The sequence below is a fragment of the Pseudomonas sp. AM14(2022) genome, from assembly GCF_036346455.1.
Taxonomy (GTDB): Bacteria; Pseudomonadota; Gammaproteobacteria; order Pseudomonadales; family Pseudomonadaceae; genus Aquipseudomonas; species Aquipseudomonas putida_A.
Map to the genome: position 1 here is coordinate 1 of NZ_JAOTNY010000006.1, position 25,434 is coordinate 25,434.

Genomic DNA, 25,434 nt, shown 5'->3' on the forward strand with positions numbered 1-25,434 from the left:
CGCACCGTCAACAGATACGCAGCATACGGTCCATCGCCTAAAACAACGCCTTCGGATGATGCCTCACAATGACAGCCCAACTTCCTGGATCCCGGCCCTTGCCCGGCTCCCGAATACGCCCTACCCCAGCGCCCCTGCTCAATCCAGGCGAGACCGTGGTGCTGTTCGACGGCGTCTGCAAGCTATGCAACGGCTGGGCGCGTTTTCTGATTCGCCACGACAACAAACAGCGAGTGCGCCTGGCGGCAGTGCAATCGCCAGAAGGTCAGGCCTTGCTGGCATGGGCCGGTCTCCCGGTGGACGAATTCGACACTATGGCGGTGATCCGCGACCAGCATTACTGGGTGCGCTCCGATGCGTTCTTCGAAGTGATTGCACAACTGCCGGCTCGATGGTCGCTGGTCAGGCTTCTGCGAGTTTTCCCACGAGCACTTAGAGATTGGGCCTACGACCGCGTCGCACTGAATCGCTATTGGATCTTCGGCAAGTACGACACCTGCCTGTTACCCGACCCCGATCACGAACGACGCTTTCTCAAGTCGCCAATGTGAATGCTCAGCTACATCAACTGCAGCCACTGCCCCGGCGTCATCTTCGTCACCATCATCAAGACAATCACGAACATCCCGAGAAACCCGCAAACGCCCATCCAGAACCACTGCCGATAAACAGCCCGGTAATCAGCATCAAGCCTTGCGCCACATTGCACCGCGTCCGCCGCCATCCACAGCAAACGTTTCTGTAGCAACAGCACCGGCAGCCAAAGCGAGCCCACTATAAAGAACATAATCAACGACATCAGCACCCAGTCCGTGGTCAAGGGCAACCCGGAAAACCTTGTCAGCCAATAACCCGTCGCGATCTGGATGAAGCCTGCCGGCGTGGTGATCCAGGCGTCATAGCGCACGACCATTCTCGCCACATGCGCAATCACTTGCGGATTGGCCGTGCGACTGGCGGCGATCAGGTACAGATAGGAACCCATGCCGAAGCCAAAGAGGAAAATCGCAGCGATGACATGCACGTACTTCACGCTCAGATAAAGCATGCTCAACGCATCCCGTCAGAGAAAATCACGGACAGGCCAAGATTCTGCGGATCGTTGATCGCTGCCAAGTATTCGTCGACGCTGATCTCACCAACACATGGACGAGCCCCCGGTTCGGGCAAGTAACCTCGAGCGATCTTCGCGGCCAGAGCGACGGCAGCACAACTAGGGATCTCCGGCCCCTTGTCATTCAGCGCGGTCAGTTGCGCCATCATCGACAACGGCTGGTCGTTCAAACCGACACCTCGCACATCTATATACATTGCACTTTTGCCATCACCGAAACGCTCAAACCATGTCCCCCAGCGATGCAACCGGGCCGCCCACACCCTGTGGTCACGCACCAGCCCTTTCCTCATCGCCAGCGCAAACAGATAATTGGCTACGCCGCCGAGCTTGAGGCCAGCGCCTGCCTTGAAACTCAATGTGTGCGCACCAAACCGGCTGGCAAAGATGTCCATGTCCGGCACATCAACATTGGCCAGCGCACGAGTGCCCAGGTTCTGCAGCTTGCGCAGGGTCAGGTCTTCCCAGCCCATCACCTCATGCACTTGACCATTGCGCAGTTGGCGGATCGGTTTGCCCGCATACGCCAGTACACCCTCGATCGTCGACAACCCCGGCATTTTCGCTGACGAGGAAATGCCGTGCTCGATCGAGTCGATGCGTTTGAAGTGATGGCGCTGCTCATCGATGATCGCCGACGACAGCGTCGGCACCGAACTGCAACCACTGAGGATGGCGACACCGGCCTCCCTCGCCCGTGCATCGAGTGTGCCGATGCCATTGACGAACGTCCGGCTGTCCGCCAGATCGCAATAATTGACGCCCGCCTCGATGCAGCTTTCGGCCACTGCATAGGATTGCCCCTGAAACGGGCCGCCCGTGTGAATCACCAGTTGAATATTCATTGCGCGCAGAGCAGCGGTGAAACCGGCGCCCATCGCATCACCACACCAGCGCTCGCAGCTCGCCCCCAACTCAGCGACCTTGCGCTCCAGCTTCTGCGGATCGCGCCCCGAGATCGCCAGTTCGACGCCCGGCATGTCGATCAGATGCCGACAAACGATACTGCCAAAGTTTCCATACCCGCCAATCACCAACACCCTGAGTGCCATCAACGCTTCCCTGAACAATTCAACAACTGACCCGTAACCGGATTCGGCGCAGCTTCCCTGATATCACCGGGCCAGGCAAGCCTGCGTCAAAGGACGGCGATGTAGTAACGTCAGCGCCTCGACAACGGAGGTTGATATGAGTAAACGAATCATCGTCATCGGCGCGGGAATCGTCGGCGCGTCAGTTGCGTATCATCTCGCCGCGAAAGGTGCACACGTCATAATGGTCGAGGCCGGTGAGATTGCGTCCGGTGTGACGGGCCGCTCCTTCGCCTGGATCAACACTTCGCACGGCGGACCGGATTCCATTGCGCCGTTGCGCGCAGCGGCCATCGCAGAATACCGCCGACTCGAATCCGAGCTGCCGGGGCTAAAGGTGCGCTGGACCGGTGCGCTGTCTTACGGCGACGGCCGGTTTCAAGCGCCTTCTATATATAGCGCGCAGATTCTCGAGCTTGAACCCAACCTCAAACATCCTCCAGAACGGGCGTTCTTTGCCGCCGAAGAAGGCGCGCTGGATGCCGTGCAGGCAACGCGGGCCTTGATTGCAGGTGCGCAGGCGCAAGGAGCGACTCTGCTCACCCAGACGCCAGTGCTCGGTTTGCAGATTCTGGACGGTATCGTCAGCGGCGTGATCACTGCGACGGGCAAGCACGATGCCGACGTTGTCGTACTGGCAGCCGGAACCGCCACCCCGCTGTTGGTGGATCAACTGAACGTCACCCTGCCCATCGACGCCTCACCCGCAATATTCATCCGTTACAAAACCCAACCGCATCGGGTGAACACCATTATTTCCAGCTCCGAGATGGAAATCAGGCAAGACACCGACGGCAGGATGCTCGCTGCGGAAGACTATATAGATGAGGCACCGCAAAACAGCGCGCTAGCTATCGCGCAGAGAACGGCCAAAGCCATCCAGCACGAACTGCATGGAGTGACTTCCATAGAGCCTGAGCTGGCGTGCGTCGGCCTCAGGCCAATGCCGGTCGATGGCATTCCAGTCATTGGCTATCTGCCGAACCTCAGCGGTGCCTATGTTTGCGTCATGCATCCGGGCGTGACATTGGCGGCAGTCGTAGGACGACTGGTGGCCGAGGAGATCGTCGGGGGAGGCTTTGCGACCGCGTTAGCGCCGTGTCGGCCAGATCGATTCCAATCAGCGTTTTGAGCAGTTCAACCGCGATAAAATGCAGCGCTGGCAACGGCATGCCATCTTGTACGATGTCTTATCACAGGGCATTACTACGTCTCCTCAACAAAAATAAAACCACGGAGATCGCTACATGGACTCATTCCTGTCCGCCAAGCCTCAAAGCCTTGACCAAGCGAAAGGCAATACCCGCCGCAGTTTCCTGAAAAAGTCGCTCGCTGTTTCCGCCACGCTCGCCACTGTCGGCAGCGCCGCACTGCCCCGCTTCTCCGATGCCGCCGAACCCTTGAGTCAGCGCTACCCTGATCCACTGATTCATATCCTCGACGACAGTTTCCTGGAGCTACGCGTTTTCAACGCCAGTGTTGAAAAGCTCGCTACCGGCATGCGCTGGGCCGAAGGACCGGTGTGGGTCGGTGATGGCCGCTATCTGTTGGTCAGCGACATCCCCAATAATCGCATCATGCGCTGGGACGAAATCACCGACTCCTTCACGGTGTACCGCGAACACTCAAACTTCTCCAACGGCATGTGCCGGGATCGACAAGGGCGTCTGATCGTTTGCGAAGGCTCCACCACCACTGGCGAAGGGCGCCGCATCACGCGCACCGAACACAATGGCACGATCACCGTGCTGGCCGACAGTTTCGACGGCAAGCCCTTCAACTCTCCCAACGACATTGTCTGCAAAAGTGATGGCTCGATCTGGTTCACCGATCCGCCATTCCAGACCGGCAACAACTACGAAGGCCACAAAGTCACCCCGACCCAACCCCACGCCGTGTACCGCATCGACGGTGAGAGCCAAAAAGTCACTCGGGTAATCGACGACCTCAACGGCCCCAACGGCCTGTGCTTTTCTCCCGATGAAAAGACCCTGTATGTCGTCGAAGGTCGCGCCAAGCCCAATCGCTTGATCTGGGCGATTGCGGTGAAAGACGACGGCACCCTGGGTGAACGCCGCAAGCACATCGAAGGCTTGGACTATGCCGCGATTGACGGCATCAAGTGCGACGAAGCGGGCAACCTGTGGTGCGGCTGGGGCGGTAATGGTGATCCCAAGGCCGACCTGGAAAAACTCGACGGCGTGCGTGTTTTCAACTCGCAGGGCAAGGCCATCGGGCACATCTCGCTGCCAGAGCGCTGCCCGAACCTGTGCTTCGGCGGGCGCGAAGGCAATCGACTGTTCATGGCCAGTAGTCACTCGATCTACTCGTTGTTTGTAAATACGCGTGGGACTACGTTTGCGTTGTAAAAGCGACGCCGGTCTCGCGACAGTTCCGTGAGTAGCGAAACAAGATCTTGCCGCGCATACGAGGCTGCGCGGTGACGATCCTTGTCGCTGAATTATCGTTCGATAGCATGCCGCCCTGTATCGACGGCGCCGCCCAAGGGAGACGTCAGAGTGCCTGGCCCTTGGCTATGCAATACGCGTTGACGAACGTTGCCGTGTGCTGCAAAGCCTGACGTATATCCGGTTTGGCTATTCCATGCCTGTTGGCAAATTGCTCGACCGCCGCGGTGTTGAAACGAGTGGTCTGGATAAAGTCCAAGGCTTCGGGTTTTGTATTCAAAAACCACGCGACCGGAGGAATACTCAGTAGCCACTTCAGCAGTCGGAGTGAAATGTGATGTTTGGGAGACTTCAAGCCCAAAGGTTTAGCCACCTGTGCCAGGAGTTCTCGCAAGTTTGGCGTTTGATCATCAAGCGCCAGCAGTTCCTCGCCCACCATGGCAGGATCAAAAGCACAAACAGCCACCAGTTCGACCAGATAATCCACGGTGACCAGTGGCAGCCAGTGCTCGGCGGTACCGGGCACTGCAGTCAGCTTGCCCTGCACCAGGTTGCGTATCAGCGCCACCAGCGGCTGACCGTCAACGATATGCCCGGTGCGGCTGTGGCCACAGACCGTCGCAGGGTGGACAACGGTCATCTCACCACCCTTGGCGGACATGACCTGCTGGGTCGCAAAATGCGCCTCCAGCTTGCTTGCCTCGTAACCACCGACACGCCGGTAGACGGCGGGCCAGTTCGTCAACTCCGGCTGACGAGGATCAATGCCGATGCGTTGCAGATGTTCATGATTGTTCAGCATGTAGCCGCCGATCATCACTAAACGGCTTTTTTGCTCAGCCGCCAACCGCGCCACACGCTTTGCCCCCTCCACATTCACCGCACGAGACTGCTCCATCGAAAGCCCCCATGCGAAGTGAGCGCCCAGATGGAATATGACGCTGGCGCGCCTCAGCACCTCCTGATCAGCCAGGCTCAGCCCGAGATTGTCCTGTTCCAGATCGCCAGCCACGGCAAATACCCGTGTCGCGCACCCGCCTAAACTATCAACTTGCTCGCGCAACGCAGCCAGCCGCTCCGGGCGACGCATCAACACCCGAAGGGTGTGACCTTTTGCACTCAGGTTCGCCAGCAAATGTTGACCGATGAAGCCGGTTCCCCCCGTGACAAAGCACTCCACGCTCATTTCCCTGCTCCTTGTTGAAGGTGAGAAATCAAGCGTAAAGTATCGACCCAACTCTACAGTCAAGCGGTGTTTTCATGAAAATCGGCGAACTCGAGGCTCGCAGCGGCGCCAGCCGTCATACGTTGCGTTACTACGAGCAGATCGGCCTGATCTCACCGCTGCGGCAAACCAACAATTATCGTGTCTATACCGAGCAAACCCTGCAGGATCTGGACTTTATCCAGCGCGCGCAAAGCATGGGATTTTCCTTGGGGGAAATAGGCGAGATTCTGGATGCGCAGCGCAACAAGCTGATCGATTGTGCTGATGGTGCAAAGCTGATTGAAAAGAAGATGGCCGAAATCAAACAGAAAATTGCCAACCTCCAAAGCATTCATCGGTATCTGGATGTAGAGCGTGCGACCCTCGAAGCGAGTGCTGCCAGGCAACTTGAGCTTCAACAGTTGAGCGACGCTGCCAATCATTGAGCCTACGGCAAATGCCATGGGGAGACTCCTGCGCAAAGTGTTCTGCCTGCAACATCCTGCGCCACAACGGTGTGCCGCTGGGCAAGGCGGATTATGTGCAGCACATGTTTGCGTATCTAAGGAAGTAATTGCAGCGCGAGCTTCGGGTCAATCAGGATTGACCCGGAGTTTTTGCAGAAGAAACGCCAGTGACTCCACCGCCCCGTGATAACTCTGCGTTGAACGCTGCGTATCCCATGACATGGCATCGTCCACACAGAAATCGCCAACGCATTCCATGCTCAGATCCTCATCGAGCAGTCCGAGCGGAATCCACACGTAAGGTGATCCGCGAAGCGGGTTGGGCAAAGTCGAGCCGCATTGTGCGCAGAAATCATTCCTGTAACCGCTGGGTTTGACCCAACTGCTGATCGAGTCCTGCCCTGCGTCCCAACGAAAGTCCCGAGCGCTGACCAGAGTAGCGAGGTTGAACCCGACACCGGTTTGTTTGCGGCACAGTGAGCAGTGGCAGCGATAGAAAAAGCGCGGTTCCACTGTGAGGGAGTAGCGTACTGCAGCGCAAAGACACTGCCCTGTTATCACGGATATCTCCTTTGGACGAGCGCTTGCGCATCCATACTGAAGTTTCAAAACCGCATTCTAGCGATCTGCGACCGTATGACCTTGGCCCGAAATAAGAAAACTGCGCCCACAGTTTGCCATCGGTTGACTTGGCGGGCTCTCGTCAGAACGTCCGCCAACGTCAAGATTGAAATGCCTTGCGACTCACGCCGAACGCTTTTCCACCCAGCGCCGATATTGCCGAGTGCGAAACGCCATGGCGATCTGCTGCAAAATCAGCGCGCGTAACGGTGACACCCCCGGATCAGGCTTTTGCGCCCGACTGAGTTTACCCAGCTGAAACTTCACCACCGCCATGTTCGCCAGGGCGGCGATGGCCTTGTTTTTCCAGGTGATCGGCGGCAATTGCGGGGCGTTGTCCTTGCCCTGCAGCCAGTCACGCGGCAGGTACGGATCGATGGCCAACGCAGTACCGATGCCGACCATGTCCACGCCACTGTGCACGACGCTTTCGGCAACCGGACGACGGCGGATGCCGCCGGTGACCATCACTGGCATTTTGGCAACGGTCTGCAGGTCCCGGGCAAATTCGACGAAATAGGCCTCGCGAGCCAACGTGCGACCATCGCGCGCCTCACCTTGCATGGCCGGAACTTCGTAGCTGCCACCGGACAGTTCCACCAGATCCACGCCCAGATCGTTGAGCAGTTCAACGACCTTTTTCGCATCGTCAGCGGTGAATCCGCCGCGCTGGAAATCGGCGGAATTGAGTTTGACCGCTACGGCAAACTCTGCAGAAACCACCGCCCTGACCGCCTTGACGATCTCGACCAACAACCGCGCGCGGTTCTGCAGAGAGCCGCCCCACTCGTCCGTCCTTTGATTGGTCAGTGGCGAGAGAAACTGGCTCAACAGATAGCCATGAGCGGCGTGGATTTCCACCCCAGTGAAGCCGGCCTGTTCACCGAGGCGTGCGGTGTGCGCAAAACGCTGAATGACGTCCTCAATCACACTGGCGGTCATGGCGTGCGGCGTGGCGAAACGCTTGGACAGTTTGCCCAGCTCCAGCGGCACCGCTGACGGCGCCCAGGTTTTCTGCCCGAGGTTGGACTGCATCTGGCGCCCCGGATGATTGATCTGCAACCAGAACTGCGCACCAGCAGAACGGCCGATCCGCGCCCAGCGCTTGAACTTGTCGAGTTGCTGATCATCCTGCAGCACCACGCCGCCCGGCCCGGTCATGGCGCGGCCATCGACCATCACGTTGCCGGTGATGATCAGCCCGGCACCACCGTCGGCCCATGCCTGATACAGACGCATCAGTTCTGCAGAGGGCGCCTGGTCGGCGTCCGCCATGTTTTCTTCCATGGCGGCTTTGGCGATGCGGTTCTTGATGGTTGAACCGTTGGGTAAGGTCAGGGCGTCGAACACATTCATGGGGCAGTCCTCAACTGGAGATGAGGCCACCATAAGATTGAAGTGAACTTGAAGGTCAACGACTTTTTTCAAGGTCATTCAATGTTGATTTCGCTCGACCCAGGCAAGTGCGTCACCAGATCCGCGCCCAACAACCGCGCAGGTGTGTAGGCACCGCCGGGCGGACGTGTCTGCAACAGATAGCCAACCACCGCCAACGCAGCGTCGATCGTCAGGCTGTAAACGTTCGCGGTGTGCACGCGGGCGACTTTGCTTTCACCGCGCGCATTGCGGGCCTCGCCCCACACATAGGTGCCTTGGTCAGCACGTTTTGCCTGATCCGGGCCGGTCACTGTCTTGCCGATGCGCGCCTTGAGCAGCCGCTGCACAAACGACAGTCCCAGCAACGGACGAATCCAGTTGGCGAGCCTGGCGCCGCGAATCATCCCCGCCGAACCCGGTATGAACACCTCGATATTGGCGATGCCGGTGGTGTGCCAGGCGGTGGACACATCGCCCCAAGGGATGGTCATCGCCAGCTTCTCCCCGGCACCGAAATCGATACGCCGTACCCGATAGGCCAGCGGCACGGAAACAATCTTGCCGTCACGTCGGACCTTGCCACCCTGCGCCAGGCCTTCGATTGAAGTCTTGGCAGTGCCGGGTGAAAAGCTCGAACGTGAATCGAAGCCCAGCGCCAGATGCGTCGCATCCGGCAGCGCGTCTTTCAGGGCGGCGGCAACGCAGTCGGTCGGGACTACATCGAAGCCGACGCCGGGGCAGATGACTGACCCCGCTGCCCGCGCCCGCTCATTCAGAGACTGCGCATGTTCGAATACGGCAATCTCGCCAGTGATGTCCAGATAGTGTGCGCCGGCTCGCAGGCAGGCTTCGATCATCGGCGCGGCGGTTGCGGAAAACGGCCCCGCGCAATGCAGAATCAATCCGTGCTCCTTGATCTGCGCCAGCAACCGCGCAGGGTCATCCAGACCGAATACTCGGGCTTCGAGACCCAGCTCCCGGGCCAACGCTTCGACCTTGTCGCGGCTACGTCCGGCCAACACCGGCCTGAGTCCACGCCTGACGGCATCGCGAGCGATCAGTTCGCCGGTATAGCCGTTGGCGCCATAAATCATCCATTTCATCGGTGTATCCGGTAGGTCTTGCTGACTCATGCGTGGCTCCTGAGTGGATTGATGACCGGCGTTATTGCCTTGCCCAATCAGCGTCAGACGCTAGCGTTAAAGTCAGGTTGAGGGTCAAGCAAAAGTCCGATGGCATCGACGCAAATTATTCGCAGCAGCGGGGTTGACCTTGAAGTGAGGTTTAAGGTGAGCATGCGCCGACCTGCTTGCTCGATGGAGCCCGGATGATGCTCAAGACCCTTGTTTCCTCTGCCCTGTTATTGATAGGTGGTGCTTTCATGACGTTTGCAAATGCTGAGTCGGCGGCTATCAAGGATCGCCAGATCCTGGTGATCATGACCAATCACGCCAGTTATCCCTCTCGAACCGATACCACCGGGTTGTGGCTGACCGAGCTGACCCACTTCACCGATGTGGTGGAAGCCGCCGGCTACACCACTGTGTTTGCCAGCCCCAAGGGTGGCGCGGTGCCTCTGGACGAACGCAGTCTGGGCTGGTTGTACATGGACAAGGCTGCGCGGGAGCACTTGCAGTCCCCTGCGTTCCGCGCGCGCCTGGCCAATACGCTGCCGATCGCCGAGGTCGATCCGTCCCGCTTCGGCGTCATCTACTTCACCGGGGGCCATGGCGTCATGTGGGACTTTCCCGACAACCCTGACCTGCGCCGTGTCGCCGAAACCATCTACAACCAGGGCGGCCTCGTGTCGGCCGTGTGCCATGGCGTAGCGGGTCTGCTGGATCTGAAGGACAGCCAAGGCCAATTGATCATCAAGAACCGAAACATCACCGGTTTCTCTGACCGCGAAGAGCTGCTCTCGGGCATGAAAAATCAGGTGCCATTCTTTCTTGAGGACCGCTTGGTGAGCCAGGGCGCGCACTACCGCAAGGGCTGGCTGCCGTTCACTTCATTTGCCATTACCGATGGAAGACTGGTGACCGGGCAGAACCCTCAATCACCCAAAGCCGTGGCTGAAGCCGTGATGGCGGTGCTCAACGCCGACGAACGAACGCGCTAAATCTTTTTGTAGTGCCTACCCACCGGAGAAAGTCCGATTGAAACTCGCAAGCGCCGTTTTAACAGGATTGCTGATCACCACTTTTGCCAACGCTGCGTTGGCGGAGACACCTGAAATGTCCGACCTGACCGAGACCACCACCATCGATATTGCCGGCCATTCAGTACCCGTCGTCAAGGGTGGCCTCTATGACCGCTTTCGCTCCAATCCGCCGTTGTGGGTGATTGCCGCCGAAGTCCCGGGCGTTGATTTAAGCTGGTTCAAAGGACTGGAAAAGCACAAGGTCGACATTGGCTTCGAGTCCTATTCCCCAAACTTCTACTACCAGAACAGTCGTGTCACGGCGATCTATACCGCCGACCTCGACCGGCTCCGGGCGTTGATGCCGCCCGAAATACTGGCCACCGTGCAACCGCTGCAAGTCTGGCCAGGACGTGGCTTGATCGCATTCACTGCGTACACCTACGAGCATTGCGATAACGACGCCTATAACGAAGTTGCCGTGTCGATCATCACCAACAAACCCGGCAAAGCCAACCTGGGCCCGCTCACGTTGATTGGCCAGTCGATGTCAGAAGATTTCTGGGGTTATGTGCTCAAGTTGCCGGTCAATACCGAGCTGGCGCGGGTGCGCGGAGTCGTCGGTTACAACCTGCCGAAGTGGCTGACCGGCATTGATCGCAAAGAAAACGGGCAATCCGTGATCTATGAGATCAGTGACAGCCAGACCGGCAAACCGGACGTGTCCTTCACTGCGAAGAAGCTCGACAAACTGTCGCGCGATGAGGATATCGTCACCAGCAGCTTTACCAACCTTGATCACCAGGGCCAACTGGCCTATGGCTACGCGGTGTCGCGCCAACTCAGCCACGGTTCCAGCCGGGACGCGGATGCCGCCACGCTGACACTGGGCGATGGCAGCCTGTCGAACTACTTGCGCGACTTGAAGCTGGGGAAAATGCTCAAGTACGAATATGTCCCTGAGTTCCAGAGTGCGCTCTATGCGCCAAAACCGCTTGCCACGCTGGTTGGCAATCGCTGAAGGCTGTAACGCCCGTCAGACTCTGGATGCCTGACGGGCGTTTGCTTTTCTTGCCGCAGCTGCTGGCTGCTTGTCGGGCGCAGAAGCCACGCCTTCTTCGCACAGCCGTTGGATCAGCCTCTGCGCATTGTCCGCACACGCCATCCCCGCAGGTTTGCCCTCGATCCCCTTGATGACCAGCAGTAGTTGTTCCTTGTTCTGCGCCAGCCGTTGCTGCAGCACCTCGATTTCTTCGACCTTTTGCTTCAAGCCACTGAGCAACTGGTCATGCTGCCAGCCGCTGGCATTCATCGGCATCAACTGACGGATTTCCTCCAGGGAGAAACCTGCCGCCTGCGCGCCGGTGATGATATGCAACACCCACTGTGTGTCGGGGGCGTAATCGCGATAGCCATTGGCTTTGCGCGCGACCGAAGTGATCAATCCGCTCGCTTCGTAGAAGCGGATACGCGATGGCGCCAGTCCGCTGATTTTTGCCAGTTCACCAATTCTCATGTCCGACTCCGCAGCACGTTAACCTTTAAGCTGACTTTAAACCTGAAGGAGTGCAACAGCCAACACGGCAAATCACGCCAGCAACTCAGTCATCCACTGCACCTGCCGCGCAACCTCTTCCAGCTTCTCCTCGGGCACAGCCTGGCGCGCCTGTTTGAGACTGTTAAGGGTTTTCTGTTTCTGCCTTAACAAGCGCTGCCATTTGGCGATGAATGCCGGGCTGCGCGTCTGCATCAGCAACGGGCCGAAGTACAACTGTTCGGCGCTGTAGCTCAGCGGTGCGCCGCGCTCGGCGACGATGATTTCGTAGAAGAAACGGTTTTCCTGCAGCACTTCCTCATCGAGGATGCGGTAGCCGTTGTCCATCAGCCATTGGCGCAGGGGTTGCTCGCCGCCGTTGGGTTGCAGGATCAGTCGTTCGTGCCCGCGCAGGCGCGCCTTGCCGCTGTCGAGAATGTCGCGAATCGTCTCGCCGCCCATGCCGCAGAGGCTGATCGCGGTGATTCCGTCATCAGGCTCGATCGCCGCCAGGCCACTGGCCAGACGCACGCGGATGTGCTGCTGCAGTTCGTTGTCGCACACCGTGCGCACCGCGGCATGGAACGGCGTCAGCGCCACCTCGCCGGCCACCGCCGCAACGATGGTGCCACGGCGCATCAGGGCCACCGGCAGATAGCCGTGATCCGAGCCGATATCCGCCAAACGCGCGCCGGCCGGTACATGCGCCGCCACCCGCTCCAGTCGCATGGACAATGTGTGTTCGTTCAACTGCCGCCCTCTTCCCCAGCCATCGCCGGCGCTGCTGGCCGGACAAGGGGCGCGACTCTAGCGGGCAATGGTGGGTATTTCAAATCCGGGCAAGCGCCTTACTGCGTTGGTGTGACCAGTGGCTGCAGAGGCAAGGCTTCAACGGCTCAACCACCTAGCCACTGCGTCGATTCACGCTTACCATACCCACAACTCGTATTACTGCGGCTACTGACAAACTGGCCAGGGCGCGCCAACTGGGCATGAACTATCCCATCCGCACCACCCGCCAATTGCTGGATCAAGTGTGACCAATCTCCTGTTCGTGTGCAGCCGCAACCAATGGCGCAGTCCGACGGCGGAGGCGATCTGGCGCCGTCGACCCGGTTTCGAAGCCCGCTCGGCAGGCACCAGCCCCAACGCACGCAAACCCATCGGCCCGGCGGATATCCGCTGGGCCGATGTCATCTTTGTCATGGAACGCAAGCACCTCAATCGCCTGCAAGCCGAATACGCCCGATTACTTGAGCACAAGCCGATCCACACGCTGGATATTCCAGATGACTATCGCTTCATGGATCCCGAGCTGGTGGACATTCTTGAGGACGCCGTGAAGCCTTATCTCGAGCCTCGGGCTTAGTGCTCAGGCTGCCATCCTCATCACCGTACTTTCAAATTGAGTAGAAACATGAACCGCCAAAAGAAACTGCAGCAGTTGTTCAAGGAAAAGGCCAAAAAGGCCAGCGCCAAACTGGCGCCGAAAAAGCCCAAGTACATCAGCAAGGCCGACCGCGCGAAACTGGCTGCCGAAGCGGCGGCCGAACCGGTTGAGACCCGTGAGAGCTGATTCGCTGCTTCAGGCGTCGATTAAACGTGCTTTACAGATACGCCTCGATGTTCGCGATCGCCCGATCGATGTAGAGCTCTTTTTCGCCAACGGGCGTCACATAATGAAACGCGTTGCGGGTGGCCTCCACACCGGCCAGGCGGGCGATGAACCAGGCCGCCATATATTGTGAAGACAGGCAACCGCCAGCGGTGGCGACATTGCCCTTGGCCATGAACGGCTGATTGAGCACCGCCACACCGGCCTCCTCCACCCAGGGCTTGGTGATCAGATCGGTACAGGCTGGGACGTCATTGAGCAGGCCGAGCTTTGCCAGGATCAGCGTGCCCGAGCACTGGGCGCCCAAGAGCTGGCGCTGCGGATCGAGCCGTAGCCGCGCCATCAGCTCGGTATCCGCCACGATATCCCGGGTCAGACTTCCGCTGCCCACCAACACCGCGTCCGCGTCGCTCGCCTCCTCCAATGACACCTGAGCCTCGATTACCAGGCCATTCATCGAGCGCACTTTTTCCGTCGGGCTCGCGATCGACACGCGCCAATCGGGCTGTTTGACGCGGTTGAGAATGCTGAACGCGATAAGCGAATCCAGTTCGTTGAAGCCTTCAAAGGTCAGGATGGCGATGTGCATGGTGAGTCTCTAAATGGGCGATGACTCATCGTAAAATCTGCCGCTCATCACAATCAAAAAATTGTCATGGGTACATTGCAGGCGACATCGACGGGCATTTAATACACCGCCTACGCGCCACGGAAAGGACGGCTGAACAACCGCGTCGTCTCGCCCTATACCTTCTCAGACGACCACGCCTGCATGCCTGCCAGGAAAGATCGGGCTGTAGCTTTCAGCCAGTGGCTGTAGGAAAGTGGCGAACATCGAATGATGAAAAGGCCAACACCCCATGAAGCCGCTGGATCTGACGCGTTTCGACCTCAATCTTCTGGTGGTGCTTGAGGCGCTTTGGGCGCAAAGGCACGTCGGTCGTGCGGCGCAGCACCTGCATCTGTCGCAGTCGGCCACCAGCCATGCCCTGTCGCGTTTGCGCACGGCGTTTGATGATCAGTTGTTCATTCGCAACCCTCGCGGCATGGCACCGACGCCGCTGGCCATCGAGCTGATGCCCAGAGTGGCGGCGGTGCTCGAATCGGTGCGGCTGGTCGCCAGCCCACGGGGGCCGTTCGATCCAGCGCGTCTGCAGGCGACACTGCGGATAGCGGCCACCGATCACGCCGTGCTGACCGTCATCGCCCCGGCGCTGGCGGAAATTCAGGTTGCGGCGCCGGAGGTGGTGCTGAAACTCGGGCCGGTGGATGGCGAGTCGGCGATGCGCCAACTGGACGCCGGCGAGATCGACCTGGTGTTGGGTTCTGGTTCGTTTGCGCAAGTGCCGCAACGCTTTGATTGCCAGCTCGCGCACAAGGAGCGATTCGTCGGCATCGCCCGCAAAGGGCACCCGGCATTGGTCAAGCGCGGCAAGCATTTGCATATGGAACTGGATGACTTCACGCGTCTGCCGCACGTTCTGATTTCGCCCCGGGGCGACGCGCGGGGCGCTGTCGATGACGCGCTGGAACAGCTCGGTCGCAGCCGCAAGGTCAGCGTCACCTGCCCGAGTTTTCTGGCGGTACCGTTTATGATCGGCGCATCGGAATCGATTGCCGTAGTCGCCGAACGTGTCGCCTTGCAGATGCAGGAAACCGCACAACTGAGCCTGTTCGAATTGCCCCTGACGCTGCCCACCTGGGAGGTCTTTGTCGTCCGCGCACGCGGGCGCGCCAACGAGCCGGCGGTTGAATGGATCACCAGAATGCTGATCGGCGACTGATGATCGACCTCGTGCATCGAGAGGCTGCACCAATGCCATTGGATCGCGCGCCTCGGTGCTCTTAGAGTGCGGACATCCGTTCAACATTCCTGGAATTCTCATGCAAACCGAGCCCACGCTGGTCATGGTCCCTTGCTTCGCCGGTGCGCCGTGGCAGCTCAACCAACTCAGCCACTTGCAGCACCGCGCCATGCGTACGTTGCGCTTACCGGACGACGTCGCTGATCTGGAAACGCTCGCCAACTTCATCGTTGATCAAGTGAAAGATCTCGAATGCTACGTGCTGGTGGGCGACTCCTACGGCGCGGTCGCCTCGATCGCGGTTGCAACGCGCCAGCCAAAAGGCCTCAAGGGCCTGGTGCTGTCCGGCGGTTTCGCCAAAAACCCGATCACCTCGCCCCTGCTGAAAACGCTGGCCGCGCTGGCGCCGTTCTTCTCCGGGCCGTTTTATCGACAGACCACCCTGCGCTTCCACGCCGCGCAACTGGCTTCGTCGTTCGACAAGGAAGGCGAAATCCCTTGGTCAACCGCCAACAGCCGCGCCTTCTTCATCAAGCAAACCCCACACAAGGCCTACGTCAGCCGCGTGCGCTCGATCGAGACCGTCGACTACACCGCCCTGCTGGCAAAGATCGACGTGCCGACGCTGATCCTCACGCCCGAGGAAGACAGGCTGATCGGCAGAGAGGCTGCGGGGATCCTGCTGAAAGGGATACAGGCAGCGCAGGAAGTCGTCATGCCGAGGACCGGGCATATGTTCAGGTTTTCCCATCCGGGGGCGTATTCGCTGGAGGTCAGGAAGTTTCTGCAGCGGGTGGCGCTTTGAGTGTATTTGGGCCAGTCAGATGCTGCGCGGCATATCGATCCGAATTGCCGTTTGTTGTTGCAGCCACTAGCCTCACCAGGTCAAAAGCACAAATCAGAGACCAGCATGACCGCACGCCCCGCCACCGATAGCGACCAGCCAGCCCTCTTCGACTTGCATCGAGCAGTCTTCCGCGAACACATCGAGAAAATATGGGGCTGGGATGAGAGTTGGCAACGCGCAAATTTCGCAACGGAATTCGCCTGCGCAGCCACTTCGGTTATTGAACAAAACGGCCGGATTGTTGGCTATGTGCAGATTCTGGACAAGGAAGATCGAATCCATGTTCAGAACATCGCTATTTCGCCCGAGTACCAAGGCAAGGGCATTGGCTCGCGCATTCTGAAGAACCTTCAGCTGCAAGCCGCTGCACGTCAAGTGCCATTGCAATTGGGCGTTTTTCGCACGAACACTCTGGCGCAGAAGCTCTATGAACGACTGGGCTTTCGCCAGACTGGCACGACGGACACGCATATCGAAATGTCATGGACAGGCACCTGACGGTCAGCAGCCTTGCCCCGAATCCATCCGCATACGAGACCTTCTGATTCAACCTATAAGGACATTCAATGCCACGCGCTCTGCAATTCGAACAAGTCGATGTATTCGCCGATCACCCCTACGAAGGCAATGCACTGGCAGTGGTGGTGAATGCCGATGAGCTGACAACCGAGCAGATGCAAGCGTTTGCCCGCTGGACGCAACTCAGTGAAACCACTTTTCTGCTGAAGCCCGAAACGCCGGGAGCGCATTACCGCGTACGCATTTTTACCCCGCTGCGAGAACTGCCCTTCGCTGGCCACCCCACCCTGGGCAGCTGCAAAGTGTGGCTGGCCCACAACGACAACCCTGAGCATGTCGAGATTATTCAGGAGTGCTCGGCAGGTTTGATTCGGGTACGCAAGCAAGGCCTGCAACTGGCCTTCTCCGCGCCACCGCTGGTGCGCAGCGGACCGCTGGAGGCAGTGACACTACGCCTGATCGAACAAGGACTCGGCCTCGCCACCGGGCAGATCCGCGCGAGCCAATGGGTAGACAACGGCCCGGGTTGGGCGGGCGTGTTGCTGGCGAGTGGCGAAGAAGTGCTGGCGATCAAGCCTGATTACGCGGCGCTGCAGGGGCTGAATGTCGGCGTTATTGCGCCGTGGTCGGGGTCTGAAGCTGAAACGGATGTGGAAGTCAGAGCCTTCATCGGCGAGGAATGCACCGAGGACGCCGTCACTGGCAGCCTCAATGCAAGCCTGGGTCAGTGGCTGATCGGCGCGGGCATCCTCAGCGAGCGCTACACCGTCAGCCAGGGCACCACCATGGGCCGCCGCGGCCGACTGCACATCGAAAGCGTTGACGGCACCGTCTGGGTGGGCGGAGCCGTTCAGCACTGCATTTCCGGCCGGGTGGTCTTTTGATGAACCATGGAATCCGGGGTGATTAATCCCGCGATAAACGCTGCCCCGTGCCGGAGTCCAAGGCGCTCAAATATGCAGCCAGGCCAGCGATCCCAACATGACGCCGACACCGGCGGCGCCAAACGAGACGCGCCGCAGCCATTCCTTGCGCGTCAGCAAGGTAATGGCTGCCAGTGAAATGGCGATTTGAATCGCCGTCATGGCCTGGGCCCAGCGGTGATGCTGATGCAGCACCTGCTCTGACTTTTCCTCCCACTCGCGAGCCTGTTGCTCAAGTACTTCGGCCTTCTTGCGCGCCTCCTCTTTCTGCTCCCCGTAGCGTCGCGCCTCGGCAGCATAGTGTGCGGAATCCAGTCCCGGCAGATGACTGGCCAGATCCGACAGGTTCTGCCGGCTGGACTTGGCCTGATAGTAGTTCCATTCGTTGGCGGCTTCGGTCTTCTGGATAGCGGCGTTGTTTTTGTCCATCGCCGCCTCACTTTCCGTCGAACCGGCCTGATAACTCATCAGGGCGCCGACGGTCGCCATGATCGCCGTCATAACCGCAATCTTGCTGGCGAAGCGATCGCCTTGTGCATGGGCATGATGGGTGGTGTGCTCGATGTGTTGCTCGTGGGGGCTTGGGACTTCGAACTCTTCAGGCATGGCTGTCGAACTTGGGTGGGTGATGGGAAATGGGCGGCATTATGAGGACAACCACAGCGAAACACGCAAGCCACGCTGCGCCCCCGTCCTGCTCCCCCCGAAATTTTCCGCCGCGCCCGGTTCGATCACCTAACCTCATAGCTTGTGTGATCAACGAGAACCGGCCCCTCTCATGCGCAACACATTGAACTCATTGTTGTTTGTCGCGCTGCTCCTGCTCGCTCCGGGCGGTTCGGCGTTGTGGGCGGCGGATTTGCCGGCGCCCTCGGCGACCACTGCGGCGCCGCTGGTGGAGGTCTCGCAAAGTGATCTGCAAGCCTTGCAATTGCGCCTCGACGGGCTGAAGCAGCAGATTTCCGCCGCCAACAACTACAACCAGCTCGAAGGCCCGCAGGACCGGGTGCAGACGTTCATTCTGGATGTCGATCGGTTGTCGGCGTCGTTGTTGCCGCAGCAGGCACAACTGGCGGTGCAACTGGGGGTGCTCGGCGCGGCGCCGGATACGCAGATTGCCGCCGAACAGGCGGAAATTGCCGCGCAACGGGCGCAGCTCAACGAGCAGAAAAACAAGGTCGATGCCACGCTCAAAAGCCTTGCCGCGCTTAAACAAAGCGCCGCCGAGCTGATCACGCAAATCGCCGGCATCCGCCGCACACTGCTCGAAAGCGAACTGACGCTGCGCACCGACAGCATTCTGAGCCCGGACTTCTGGTCGCCGTTGGTGGTGCCGGAGCCGGATGATCGTCAGCGCCTGAAGTTTTTCATCGATCAGGTCAGCATCACCTGGGCCACAGTCTGGGCACCGGGGCAGCGCTTTTTCACCTGTGTGCTGGTGCTGCTGGCGCTGGCTTTCTGGACGGTCGGCCGCCGACTCGCCGAGCGCGGGCTGACCTGGTTGTGCATCCACCGCATGCCGGAGGGTCGCCTGCGCCGCAGCGCGCTGGCATTCGCCTCGGCGCTGGCGACCCTGGGCACCACGGCCATCGCCCTGCATCTGCTGTTCTACGCCTGCACCCGCCACGAACCACTGACGCCCATGCTGCAGACTTTTTCCGAGGAGTTCGAAAAAGCCGTTTACGCCTGCGTCCTGATCACCGCGCTGAGCCGCGCGCTGCTGTCGACTCAGCATCCTTCATGGCGGCTGCCGGCGATAGCCGACTCGGTGGCGCTGGCATTGCGGCCCTATCCAAGGATTCTCGCTGCCACTCTGCTGGTGCTGGTGACTCTGGTGCAAGTCAGCAACGCCACCGGCATGAGCAGCCAGATCGTGATCGCCCAGCGCGGAGTGATCGCCATCGTGGTGATCGTGATTCTGGTGCCGCTGCTGTGGCGCGTCGGCAAAGTGCGCAAGGCGTTGCTCACGGCCAATGAACCGGAGGCCGGCAGCACGTTTGCCGGGGCGATCTACAGCATCGCCACGGTGTGCATGTGCGTGTCGGCGCTGGCATTGCTGACCGGCTACGTATCGCTGGCCCGCTTCGTCACCTATGAATTGGTCTGGGCCTATATCGTGTTGGCCGGGTTCTATCTGCTGGTTCAAGTGGTCAAGGACGCCTGCGAATACCTGTTCTCGCCGCGCTACTCGGCCGGCAAGACCATCAAGCAGACCCTGGGCATGGGCGACCGGCGGCTGGAGCAGATTTCGATTGTACTGTCCGGTGCCAGCCGTGCCGGGTTGCTGTTGCTGGCAGTGATTACTCTGTTCGTCGGTGGCATTGGCACCACGTTCGGGCAATTGACCACTAATGTCATGGGCATTCTTGGTGGCGCCGGGTTGCGCAAGCTGAACATAGTCCCGGCGCATCTGATCAATGCCGTGCTGGCGTTGCTGATCGGCATCTACCTGATCCGCGCCCTGCGCCGCTGGCTCGACAATGAATTCCTGCCCAAGACCGACATGGATCCGGGCATGTGCGCGTCGTTGAGCACGCTGTTTTCCAACATCGGTTATGCCACGGTCATCCTCCTGACCTTGTCGTCGCTGGGCGTGCGCTGGACCAATTTGGCGTGGATCGTCAGTGCGCTGTCGGTGGGGATCGGCTTCGGCTTGCAGGAGATCGTCAAGAACTTCGTCTCCGGGCTGATCCTGCTCACCGAGCGCCCGGTGAAAGTCGGCGACCTGATCAGCATCAGCGGCGTCGAAGGCGATATTCGTCGGATCAACGTGCGCGCCACGGAAATCCAACTCAGCGACCGCTCGATCGTGATCGTGCCCAACTCGCAACTGATCTCGCAGAACCTGCGCAACGTCACCCTCGGCGGCAGCGCCCAGGGGGTGGCAAGCCTGGAGCTGATGTTCCCGCTGGACATCGACCCCGAACAGGTCAAGGAACTGCTGCTGAATACCTACCGTGAAAACGAAAACATCCTCGACAAACCGGCGTCGTACGTGCGCTTCAGCAAGCTGTCGCCGGATGGCATCACCTTGACGGTGACCGGCTACGTCGGCAGCCCACGGATTGTCGGCGGGACCAAGAGTGACCTGCTGTTCGAGATACTCAAGCGACTGGGGGATGCGGGGATTGCGCTGGCGAAACCAGCCTCCGCCCCGTAACAGCCCCCCCTGTGGGAGCGGGCTCTGCGCTAAACACAGAATGCATGCCTGCCATTGATCCGTTGTGGGGGCGGGCTTGCTCGCGAAGACGACGGCACAGGCAAAATCTCCGGCGACTGACACTCCGCTTTCGCGAGCAAGCCCGCTCCCACAAGGGCTCTGCGCTAAACACGGAATGCATGCTTATCATTGATCCTTTGTGGGAGCGAGCCTGCTCGCGAAGACGACGGCACAGGCAAAACCTCCGGCGACTGACACTCCGCTTTCGCGAGCAAGCCCGCTCCCACAGGGGCTCTGCGCTGAACACGGAATGCATGCCTGTCATTAATCCAATGTGGGAGCGGGCTTGCTCGCGAAGACGCCGGCACAGGCAAAATCTCCGGCGACTGACACTCCGCTTTCGCGAGCAAGCCCGCTCCCACAGGGGCTCTGCGCTGAACACGGAATGCATGCTTATCATTGATCCGTTGTGGGGGCGGGCTTGCTCGCGAAGACGCCGGCACAGGCAAAACCTCCGGCGACGGACACTCCGCTTTCGCGAGCAAGCTCGCTCCCAGAGGGGCTCTGCGCTGAACACGGAATGCATGCCTGCCATTGATCCGTTGTGGGGGCGGGCTTGCTCGCGAAGACGCCGGCACAGGCAAAATCTCCGGCGACTGACACTCCGCTTTCGCGAGCAAGCCCGCTCCCACAGGGGCTCTGCGCTGAACACGGAATGCATGCCTGTCATTGATCCATTGTGGGAGTGAGCCTGCTCGCGATGAGCCTCAGGCCGGCGCCCAGCGCCGATGCAGCCAGCGCGCCAACGCATCCAGGGCAAAGCCCAGTACGCCGATCAGCAGCACCATCGCCATCAGTTCCGAATACGCCAGTCGATCACGCGTATCGAGGATGAAGTAGCCCAACCCGGCGCTGACGCCGAGCATCTCGCACGGCACCAGCACGATCCACAAAATGCCGATCGACAGCCGCACCCCGGTCAGCACATGGCCGAGCACGCCGGGCAGGATCACCTTGCGCAGGGTTTCCCAGCGGGTGGCGCTGAGGCTGCGGCTGAGTTGCAGCCAGCGCGGGTCGAGCTGGCGCACGCCGGCCACGGTGTTGAGCAGGATCGGCCACACGGCGGCGAAGGTCAGCAGGAAGTAGATCGGCTGATCGCCAACGCCCATCAGCATCACCACCACCGGCATCCACGACAGCGGCGAAATCATCCGCAGAAACTGAAACGCCGGCGTGGTCGCTGCTTCCAGATGCCGGTAGCTGCCGATCATCAAGCCCAGTGGCACGCCGATCAGCAGCGCCAGCAGCAGACCGACCAGAATCCGCTTCAGGCTGACCAGCACATGCTCGTACAGCTCCGGGCGCAGCAGCAGTTCGCCGAGGCTCGCCAGGGTTGCCTCGGGTGAAAAGCGCAGCGCCAGGCTGTCGTTGCCGCCGAACACGTGTACGCCCAGCCACCACAGCAGCAACAGGCACAACAGCCCCGCCACACCCAACAAACCATGAACGGTCGAAGAAGATCGCTGACGCATCAGAGGCTGAACTCCTCGCTGCGATCAAAGCTTTCCGGTAATCCGAATGCCTTCATCCCGCCGACTGTAGCAATGGCATTACGCACGAAGCGATCGTCTACCAGATCCCGGGCGGTTTGCTGCGGATCGAGGTTGGCAAGGAAACCCTTGTCGCCCTCGATCAGCGTGTCCTTCAGACGTTTGACCAGTTCTTCGGTGTAGCTGGGGAACGGGTACGGTTGAAAATCGATGCGCTGCTCGTCCCAATGGCTGTGCTGGATCGCGCCGCTGGCCAGATACTGCTCGCGGTCGCTAGTGGCCGGCGACAGCACCCGGTCGAGCACCGGTTGCGCGTGCGGCGTGTAGCGATTGGCGCCGTCCTTGGACAACAGTTTCGCCGCCTCGGCGCGGTTGTCGCGGGTCCAGACCTGCGCCTTGACGATGGCGTTGACCACTTTCTGCGACCACTCGGGACGGTTGTTCAGATCCTGCTCATGCATGAACACCACGCAGCAAGCGTGATTGCGCCAGACGTCGCCGGTAAACCGCTGCACCCGGCCAACCTTGAGTTCCTCGGCCAGCGCATTGAACGGCTCGGCGACGATGTAGCCGGCAATGCGTTTGCTCGCCAGGGCCGGCGGCATGTCCGACGGCGGCAGCACCAGCAGATTGACCTCGTTCGGCGCCAGCGCGGCGCTCGCCGATTTGCTCACCGGCACCAGACCGTGGTCGCGGAACAGCTGTTGCACCACCACGTTATGGATCGAATACCAGAACGGAATCGCCACTGATTGCCCACCGAGTTGTTTGACCTCGGTGATGCCCGGCGCCACGGTCAGGCCCGAGCCGCCGACGTGGTTCCACGCCACGACCTTGGCCGGCACCTTGCTGCCGTAACGCGCCCACACGGTCATTGGCGACAGCAGGTGAATCACGTTGACCTGCCCGGAAATGAACGCCTCGATCACCTGTGCCCAACTGCGCAGCAGCACCGGGCGCTCGGCCTGAATGCCTTCGACCTCGAACAGGCCGTTGTTGTGCGCGACCAGCAACGGCGTGGCGTCGGTGATCGGCAGATAACCGATGCGCACCGGCGCGTTCGGCTCGGACGCGGCGCGGGCGTTGAGGCTGTTGAGCAGCGGCAACGCGCCGCCAGCGGTCAGCAGCGCGCTGAGTTTGAGGAAGTCACGACGTGTGTGAGTGAAGTCGTCCAGGCACATGGTCAATCTCCGACGTAGCGGGCACAGGTTGAGTGAGGGGGTTGCGGCTTGCCCGCCGAAGGGTTTTGAGGATGTCGATGCGCAGCGCGCCCAGTTCCTCGACCAGCTCGGCACGCGGCTGAGGCAGGTCGATGCGCCACTCGCCGAGGATGTGCGCCGGGCTGTTACCCAGTAGCAGAATCCGCTCGGAAAGCAGCAGGGCTTCGTCGATGTCGTGGGTGATCAACACGGCAGCGGTGTGGTGTTCGGCAATCAGTTGCAGGAGCAACTGCTGCATGTCGGCGCGGGTGATTTCATCCAGCGCGCCGAACGGTTCATCGAGCAACAGCACCTGCGGCTGACGGGCCAGACACCGCGCCAGCGCGGTGCGCTGGGCCATGCCGCCGGACAACTGCGCCGGGTGCTGCAACCGCGCGTGTTCGAGGCCGACCGCAGCGATGGCGTGGTCGATCCGCGCCTTGCGCTGCTCGGCCGTGAGGTGCGGCTGGCGAGCGAAATCGAGACCGAAGGCGACGTTCTTTTCCAAAGTCAGCCACGGCAACAGGCTCGGGTCCTGAAACGCCACCGCCACCCTTGGATGTGCGCCGGTCAGTGGCTCGCCAAGCAGGCTCACCCGACCCTGTTGCGGTGCCTGCAAACCCGCCAGCACTCGCAGCAGACTGGATTTGCCGACACCGCTGGGGCCGAGAATCGTCACCACTTCGCCGGGTTGCAATTGCAGGTCGAAGTGCTCCAGCACGGTGTGCCAGCCCTGCTCTCGCGGGTAGCCGAGGCGGATGCCCTGCGCTTCCAGCACCGGCGCCGTCATGCCGTCGCTTCCCGTTTCTGCCGCTGCAATTCGGCGCGCAATTGCACCAGGCTCGGGGTGACGATCGGCACGAACGCCGACTCACGCCAGCGCCGGGCGAAACCACTGCCGTGCTCGGTCAGATAAGCTTTGCCGCCGCTCGATTGCAGTTCCAGTTGCACGGCGTTGGCGGCGGATTCGGCCAGCGCGATGCGGATCTGGAACAAGGCGCCCGGCTGGGTCAGGAAACGCCCGTCGTGCAAACCTTGCTTGAGCGCATCGACGCTCTGCGCCAGTTGCTCGCGTTGTTCCTGCAACGGCTCCAGCAGAATCGAACGGCCGTCCTGCAAATGTCCTTCGACCTCGGCCAGCGCCCGTCGCGCCAGACCAATCGCCATGCCGCACTGCAAGCCGAGGAACGCCGGGCGCACCGCTGGCAGAAACTTGCGCGCATCTTCATGCAGCAGCCATTCGCGTCCGACCGCCACTTGGGCGAAATCGATCGCAGCCGTGTTGCTCGATTGCAGCCCCATCAGTTGCAGATCGGCGGAACGTTTTACGCCGGCAGCGTCATCGGCGATCGCCAGCACGAACGGCGAACCGCCCTCCTCGTGCTCGATCGCCGCCGCCACCACGAAACCGCTTTTGCGCAGATTGGTCACCCAGTGCAGGCGCCCGTTCAAGGTCCAGCCGTCTGCGGTGTGGGCGGCACGCACTTGCAGTGCCTCGATGCCCGACAGGTACTTCATCGCGTTGGACAAACCGGTAGCCCCGGCCAGCTCTCCGCGGAGCAACGCCGGCAGCAGTTTTTCCCTCAGCGCCGCGTTGGGGCTGTGCAACAGATATTCGATGAAGGCCCGCTGGCCCCAGAACACAAACGCCGCCGCCAATGAATGGCTGGCGACGGCAGCCAGGGTTTCCACGGCATCACTTACGTGACCACCGCTGCCGCCCAGCGCCGGGCTGATGCCGACCCGTAGCACGCCGGCCTGCGCCAGTTGCGTCAGCACCTGTTGTGGATCGCCGTCGCCCGCATCCAGGGCCTGGGCGTTGTGTTCCAGCCATTGCGTCAATGCCTGATTGAGCAT

The 25,434-nt window shown here is 60.4% G+C and carries 27 protein-coding genes and 1 pseudogene; 14 read left to right on the forward strand and 14 right to left on the reverse strand.

Features of this window, described 5'->3' with window-relative positions; translation table 11 throughout:
- The first annotated feature begins 98 nt into the window (after positions 1-98).
- Positions 99-551: a thiol-disulfide oxidoreductase DCC family protein gene (locus V3W27_RS13670; RefSeq protein WP_183785223.1), complete on the forward strand. Its 453-nt coding sequence runs from the start codon at positions 99-101 to the stop codon at positions 549-551.
- Positions 552-559: 8 nt separating this feature from the next.
- Here V3W27_RS13670 and V3W27_RS13675 read toward each other — a convergent pair whose 3' ends face one another.
- Both V3W27_RS13675 and V3W27_RS13680 read right to left on the reverse strand, forming a co-directional pair.
- The gene (locus V3W27_RS13675) at positions 560-1,048 is read right to left on the reverse strand and encodes a DUF2269 family protein (protein WP_330206817.1); all 489 of its coding nucleotides are present in this window, start codon (positions 1,046-1,048) and stop codon (positions 560-562) included.
- 2 nt (positions 1,049-1,050) lie between these two features.
- Positions 1,051-2,166, reverse strand: coding sequence for a saccharopine dehydrogenase family protein (locus V3W27_RS13680; protein WP_330206818.1), 1,116 nt, complete (start codon positions 2,164-2,166; stop codon positions 1,051-1,053).
- A gap of 136 nt (positions 2,167-2,302) precedes the next feature.
- On the opposite strand from V3W27_RS13680, the gene V3W27_RS13685 reads away from it, so the two are divergent.
- The gene (locus V3W27_RS13685) at positions 2,303-3,337 is read left to right on the forward strand and encodes an NAD(P)/FAD-dependent oxidoreductase (RefSeq protein WP_330206819.1); all 1,035 of its coding nucleotides are present in this window, start codon (positions 2,303-2,305) and stop codon (positions 3,335-3,337) included.
- A gap of 115 nt (positions 3,338-3,452) precedes the next feature.
- Positions 3,453-4,574 carry an SMP-30/gluconolactonase/LRE family protein gene (locus V3W27_RS13690; protein ID WP_330206820.1) on the forward strand — a complete coding sequence of 374 codons (1,122 nt, stop codon included), beginning with the start codon at positions 3,453-3,455 and terminating at the stop codon, positions 4,572-4,574.
- A 145-nt stretch (positions 4,575-4,719) separates the two neighbouring features.
- Here V3W27_RS13690 and V3W27_RS13695 read toward each other — a convergent pair whose 3' ends face one another.
- Complete coding sequence (locus V3W27_RS13695) at positions 4,720-5,799, reverse strand: SDR family oxidoreductase (RefSeq protein ID WP_247268672.1); 1,080 nt, start codon at positions 5,797-5,799, stop codon at positions 4,720-4,722.
- A gap of 74 nt (positions 5,800-5,873) precedes the next feature.
- Between V3W27_RS13695 and V3W27_RS13700 the strand changes: the two genes are divergently transcribed.
- Together V3W27_RS13700 and V3W27_RS13705 are read left to right on the forward strand one after the other, a co-directional pair.
- Positions 5,874-6,266, forward strand: coding sequence for a MerR family transcriptional regulator (locus V3W27_RS13700; protein ID WP_041074696.1), 393 nt, complete (start codon positions 5,874-5,876; stop codon positions 6,264-6,266).
- A gap of 41 nt (positions 6,267-6,307) precedes the next feature.
- Positions 6,308-6,394 (forward strand): annotated as a pseudogene (locus V3W27_RS13705) (DUF1993 family protein); the annotation flags it as partial.
- 19 nt (positions 6,395-6,413) lie between these two features.
- Here the strand turns inward: V3W27_RS13705 and V3W27_RS13710 are convergent.
- The 3 genes from V3W27_RS13710 to V3W27_RS13720 form a co-directional block, all read right to left on the reverse strand.
- A complete protein-coding gene (locus tag V3W27_RS13710; RefSeq protein WP_330206821.1) occupies positions 6,414-6,848 on the reverse strand; it encodes a GFA family protein in 435 nt (144 codons plus the stop codon).
- 183 nt (positions 6,849-7,031) lie between these two features.
- A complete protein-coding gene (locus V3W27_RS13715; protein ID WP_330206822.1) occupies positions 7,032-8,264 on the reverse strand; it encodes an NADH:flavin oxidoreductase/NADH oxidase family protein in 1,233 nt (410 codons plus the stop codon).
- A gap of 74 nt (positions 8,265-8,338) precedes the next feature.
- Positions 8,339-9,418: a saccharopine dehydrogenase family protein gene (locus tag V3W27_RS13720; protein ID WP_330206823.1), complete on the reverse strand. Its 1,080-nt coding sequence runs from the start codon at positions 9,416-9,418 to the stop codon at positions 8,339-8,341.
- 194 nt (positions 9,419-9,612) lie between these two features.
- Between V3W27_RS13720 and V3W27_RS13725 the strand changes: the two genes are divergently transcribed.
- Positions 9,613-10,404: a type 1 glutamine amidotransferase domain-containing protein gene (locus V3W27_RS13725; protein WP_330206824.1), complete on the forward strand. Its 792-nt coding sequence runs from the start codon at positions 9,613-9,615 to the stop codon at positions 10,402-10,404.
- A gap of 37 nt (positions 10,405-10,441) precedes the next feature.
- Positions 10,442-11,446 (forward strand): acetoacetate decarboxylase (ADC), encoded by a 1,005-nt coding sequence (locus tag V3W27_RS13730; protein ID WP_330206825.1) that lies wholly within the window; start codon positions 10,442-10,444, stop codon positions 11,444-11,446.
- A 15-nt stretch (positions 11,447-11,461) separates the two neighbouring features.
- Here V3W27_RS13730 and V3W27_RS13735 read toward each other — a convergent pair whose 3' ends face one another.
- On the reverse strand, positions 11,462-11,941 hold the full coding sequence (locus V3W27_RS13735) for a MerR family transcriptional regulator (RefSeq protein WP_330206826.1): 480 nt from the start codon (positions 11,939-11,941) through the stop codon (positions 11,462-11,464).
- 72 nt (positions 11,942-12,013) lie between these two features.
- Positions 12,014-12,709, reverse strand: a complete 696-nt coding sequence (locus V3W27_RS13740; protein WP_330206827.1) for a tRNA (adenine(22)-N(1))-methyltransferase — start codon at positions 12,707-12,709, stop codon at positions 12,014-12,016.
- 286 nt (positions 12,710-12,995) lie between these two features.
- Between V3W27_RS13740 and V3W27_RS13745 the strand changes: the two genes are divergently transcribed.
- Both V3W27_RS13745 and V3W27_RS13750 read left to right on the forward strand, forming a co-directional pair.
- A complete protein-coding gene (locus V3W27_RS13745) occupies positions 12,996-13,328 on the forward strand; it encodes a low molecular weight protein tyrosine phosphatase family protein (RefSeq protein ID WP_096797690.1) in 333 nt (110 codons plus the stop codon).
- A gap of 48 nt (positions 13,329-13,376) precedes the next feature.
- Complete coding sequence (locus V3W27_RS13750; protein ID WP_081730283.1) at positions 13,377-13,535, forward strand: DUF2986 domain-containing protein; 159 nt, start codon at positions 13,377-13,379, stop codon at positions 13,533-13,535.
- A gap of 31 nt (positions 13,536-13,566) precedes the next feature.
- Here the strand turns inward: V3W27_RS13750 and V3W27_RS13755 are convergent, their stop codons facing one another.
- Positions 13,567-14,163 (reverse strand): DJ-1/PfpI family protein, encoded by a 597-nt coding sequence (locus V3W27_RS13755; RefSeq protein WP_096797689.1) that lies wholly within the window; start codon positions 14,161-14,163, stop codon positions 13,567-13,569.
- A 271-nt stretch (positions 14,164-14,434) separates the two neighbouring features.
- Here V3W27_RS13755 and V3W27_RS13760 point away from each other — a divergent pair, with 271 nt between their 5' ends.
- The 4 genes from V3W27_RS13760 to V3W27_RS13775 all read left to right on the forward strand — a co-directional run bounded on the left by V3W27_RS13760 (position 14,435) and on the right by V3W27_RS13775 (position 17,629).
- Positions 14,435-15,358: a LysR family transcriptional regulator gene (locus tag V3W27_RS13760; RefSeq protein ID WP_330206828.1), complete on the forward strand. Its 924-nt coding sequence runs from the start codon at positions 14,435-14,437 to the stop codon at positions 15,356-15,358.
- A 100-nt stretch (positions 15,359-15,458) separates the two neighbouring features.
- Positions 15,459-16,184 carry an alpha/beta fold hydrolase gene (locus V3W27_RS13765; protein WP_330206829.1) on the forward strand — a complete coding sequence of 242 codons (726 nt, stop codon included), beginning with the start codon at positions 15,459-15,461 and terminating at the stop codon, positions 16,182-16,184.
- A gap of 105 nt (positions 16,185-16,289) precedes the next feature.
- On the forward strand, positions 16,290-16,724 hold the full coding sequence (locus V3W27_RS13770) for a GNAT family N-acetyltransferase (RefSeq protein WP_330206830.1): 435 nt from the start codon (positions 16,290-16,292) through the stop codon (positions 16,722-16,724).
- A gap of 68 nt (positions 16,725-16,792) precedes the next feature.
- Positions 16,793-17,629 carry a PhzF family phenazine biosynthesis protein gene (locus tag V3W27_RS13775; RefSeq protein WP_330206831.1) on the forward strand — a complete coding sequence of 279 codons (837 nt, stop codon included), beginning with the start codon at positions 16,793-16,795 and terminating at the stop codon, positions 17,627-17,629.
- Between the two features lie 66 nt (positions 17,630-17,695).
- Here the strand turns inward: V3W27_RS13775 and V3W27_RS13780 are convergent, their stop codons facing one another.
- On the reverse strand, positions 17,696-18,274 hold the full coding sequence (locus V3W27_RS13780) for a DUF4337 domain-containing protein (protein ID WP_003224278.1): 579 nt from the start codon (positions 18,272-18,274) through the stop codon (positions 17,696-17,698).
- A gap of 172 nt (positions 18,275-18,446) precedes the next feature.
- Here V3W27_RS13780 and V3W27_RS13785 point away from each other — a divergent pair, with 172 nt between their 5' ends.
- Positions 18,447-20,828, forward strand: coding sequence for a DUF3772 domain-containing protein (locus V3W27_RS13785; RefSeq protein ID WP_330206832.1), 2,382 nt, complete (start codon positions 18,447-18,449; stop codon positions 20,826-20,828).
- Positions 20,829-21,595: 767 nt separating this feature from the next.
- On the opposite strand, the gene V3W27_RS13790 is transcribed toward V3W27_RS13785, so the two are convergent.
- Genes V3W27_RS13790 through V3W27_RS13805 form a run of 4 tightly spaced genes read right to left on the reverse strand, consistent with a single transcriptional unit; the run spans position 21,596 to position 25,434 of the window.
- Positions 21,596-22,360, reverse strand: coding sequence for an ABC transporter permease (locus V3W27_RS13790; protein ID WP_330206833.1), 765 nt, complete (start codon positions 22,358-22,360; stop codon positions 21,596-21,598).
- Positions 22,360-23,559, reverse strand: a complete 1,200-nt coding sequence (locus V3W27_RS13795; protein ID WP_330206834.1) for an ABC transporter substrate-binding protein — start codon at positions 23,557-23,559, stop codon at positions 22,360-22,362. The genes V3W27_RS13790 and V3W27_RS13795 overlap by 1 nt, the downstream gene beginning before the upstream one ends.
- Positions 23,525-24,367 carry an ABC transporter ATP-binding protein gene (locus V3W27_RS13800; protein ID WP_330206835.1) on the reverse strand — a complete coding sequence of 281 codons (843 nt, stop codon included), beginning with the start codon at positions 24,365-24,367 and terminating at the stop codon, positions 23,525-23,527. Before V3W27_RS13800 ends, V3W27_RS13795 begins: the two co-directional genes overlap by 35 nt.
- Entirely contained in the window at positions 24,364-25,434 is a 1,071-nt protein-coding gene (locus V3W27_RS13805; RefSeq protein WP_330206836.1) for an acyl-CoA dehydrogenase family protein, read from the reverse strand. The genes V3W27_RS13800 and V3W27_RS13805 overlap by 4 nt, the downstream gene beginning before the upstream one ends.

What these genes read in the sequence shown, in the direction of transcription:
- V3W27_RS13770 (WP_330206830.1), top strand. Translation starts at nt 16,290, where the DNA reads ATGACCGCACGCCCCGCCACCGATAGCGACCAGCCAGCCCTCTTCGAC.
- V3W27_RS13780 (WP_003224278.1), bottom strand. Translation starts at nt 18,274, where the DNA reads ATGCCTGAAGAGTTCGAAGTCCCAAGCCCCCACGAGCAACACATCGAG.
- V3W27_RS13715 (WP_330206822.1), bottom strand. Translation starts at nt 8,264, where the DNA reads ATGAATGTGTTCGACGCCCTGACCTTACCCAACGGTTCAACCATCAAG.
- V3W27_RS13765 (WP_330206829.1), top strand. Translation starts at nt 15,459, where the DNA reads ATGCAAACCGAGCCCACGCTGGTCATGGTCCCTTGCTTCGCCGGTGCG.
- V3W27_RS13675 (WP_330206817.1), bottom strand. Translation starts at nt 1,048, where the DNA reads ATGCTTTATCTGAGCGTGAAGTACGTGCATGTCATCGCTGCGATTTTC.
- V3W27_RS13725 (WP_330206824.1), top strand. Translation starts at nt 9,613, where the DNA reads ATGATGCTCAAGACCCTTGTTTCCTCTGCCCTGTTATTGATAGGTGGT.
- V3W27_RS13755 (WP_096797689.1), bottom strand. Translation starts at nt 14,163, where the DNA reads ATGCACATCGCCATCCTGACCTTTGAAGGCTTCAACGAACTGGATTCG.
- V3W27_RS13760 (WP_330206828.1), top strand. Translation starts at nt 14,435, where the DNA reads ATGAAGCCGCTGGATCTGACGCGTTTCGACCTCAATCTTCTGGTGGTG.
- V3W27_RS13680 (WP_330206818.1), bottom strand. Translation starts at nt 2,166, where the DNA reads ATGGCACTCAGGGTGTTGGTGATTGGCGGGTATGGAAACTTTGGCAGT.
- V3W27_RS13790 (WP_330206833.1), bottom strand. Translation starts at nt 22,360, where the DNA reads ATGCGTCAGCGATCTTCTTCGACCGTTCATGGTTTGTTGGGTGTGGCG.
- V3W27_RS13685 (WP_330206819.1), top strand. Translation starts at nt 2,303, where the DNA reads ATGAGTAAACGAATCATCGTCATCGGCGCGGGAATCGTCGGCGCGTCA.
- V3W27_RS13700 (WP_041074696.1), top strand. Translation starts at nt 5,874, where the DNA reads ATGAAAATCGGCGAACTCGAGGCTCGCAGCGGCGCCAGCCGTCATACG.
- V3W27_RS13690 (WP_330206820.1), top strand. Translation starts at nt 3,453, where the DNA reads ATGGACTCATTCCTGTCCGCCAAGCCTCAAAGCCTTGACCAAGCGAAA.
- V3W27_RS13735 (WP_330206826.1), bottom strand. Translation starts at nt 11,941, where the DNA reads ATGAGAATTGGTGAACTGGCAAAAATCAGCGGACTGGCGCCATCGCGT.
- V3W27_RS13795 (WP_330206834.1), bottom strand. Translation starts at nt 23,559, where the DNA reads ATGTGCCTGGACGACTTCACTCACACACGTCGTGACTTCCTCAAACTC.
- V3W27_RS13805 (WP_330206836.1), bottom strand. Translation starts at nt 25,434, where the DNA reads ATGCTCAATCAGGCATTGACGCAATGGCTGGAACACAACGCCCAGGCC.
- V3W27_RS13800 (WP_330206835.1), bottom strand. Translation starts at nt 24,367, where the DNA reads ATGACGGCGCCGGTGCTGGAAGCGCAGGGCATCCGCCTCGGCTACCCG.
- V3W27_RS13695 (WP_247268672.1), bottom strand. Translation starts at nt 5,799, where the DNA reads ATGAGCGTGGAGTGCTTTGTCACGGGGGGAACCGGCTTCATCGGTCAA.
- V3W27_RS13785 (WP_330206832.1), top strand. Translation starts at nt 18,447, where the DNA reads ATGCGCAACACATTGAACTCATTGTTGTTTGTCGCGCTGCTCCTGCTC.
- V3W27_RS13750 (WP_081730283.1), top strand. Translation starts at nt 13,377, where the DNA reads ATGAACCGCCAAAAGAAACTGCAGCAGTTGTTCAAGGAAAAGGCCAAA.
- V3W27_RS13720 (WP_330206823.1), bottom strand. Translation starts at nt 9,418, where the DNA reads ATGAGTCAGCAAGACCTACCGGATACACCGATGAAATGGATGATTTAT.
- V3W27_RS13775 (WP_330206831.1), top strand. Translation starts at nt 16,793, where the DNA reads ATGCCACGCGCTCTGCAATTCGAACAAGTCGATGTATTCGCCGATCAC.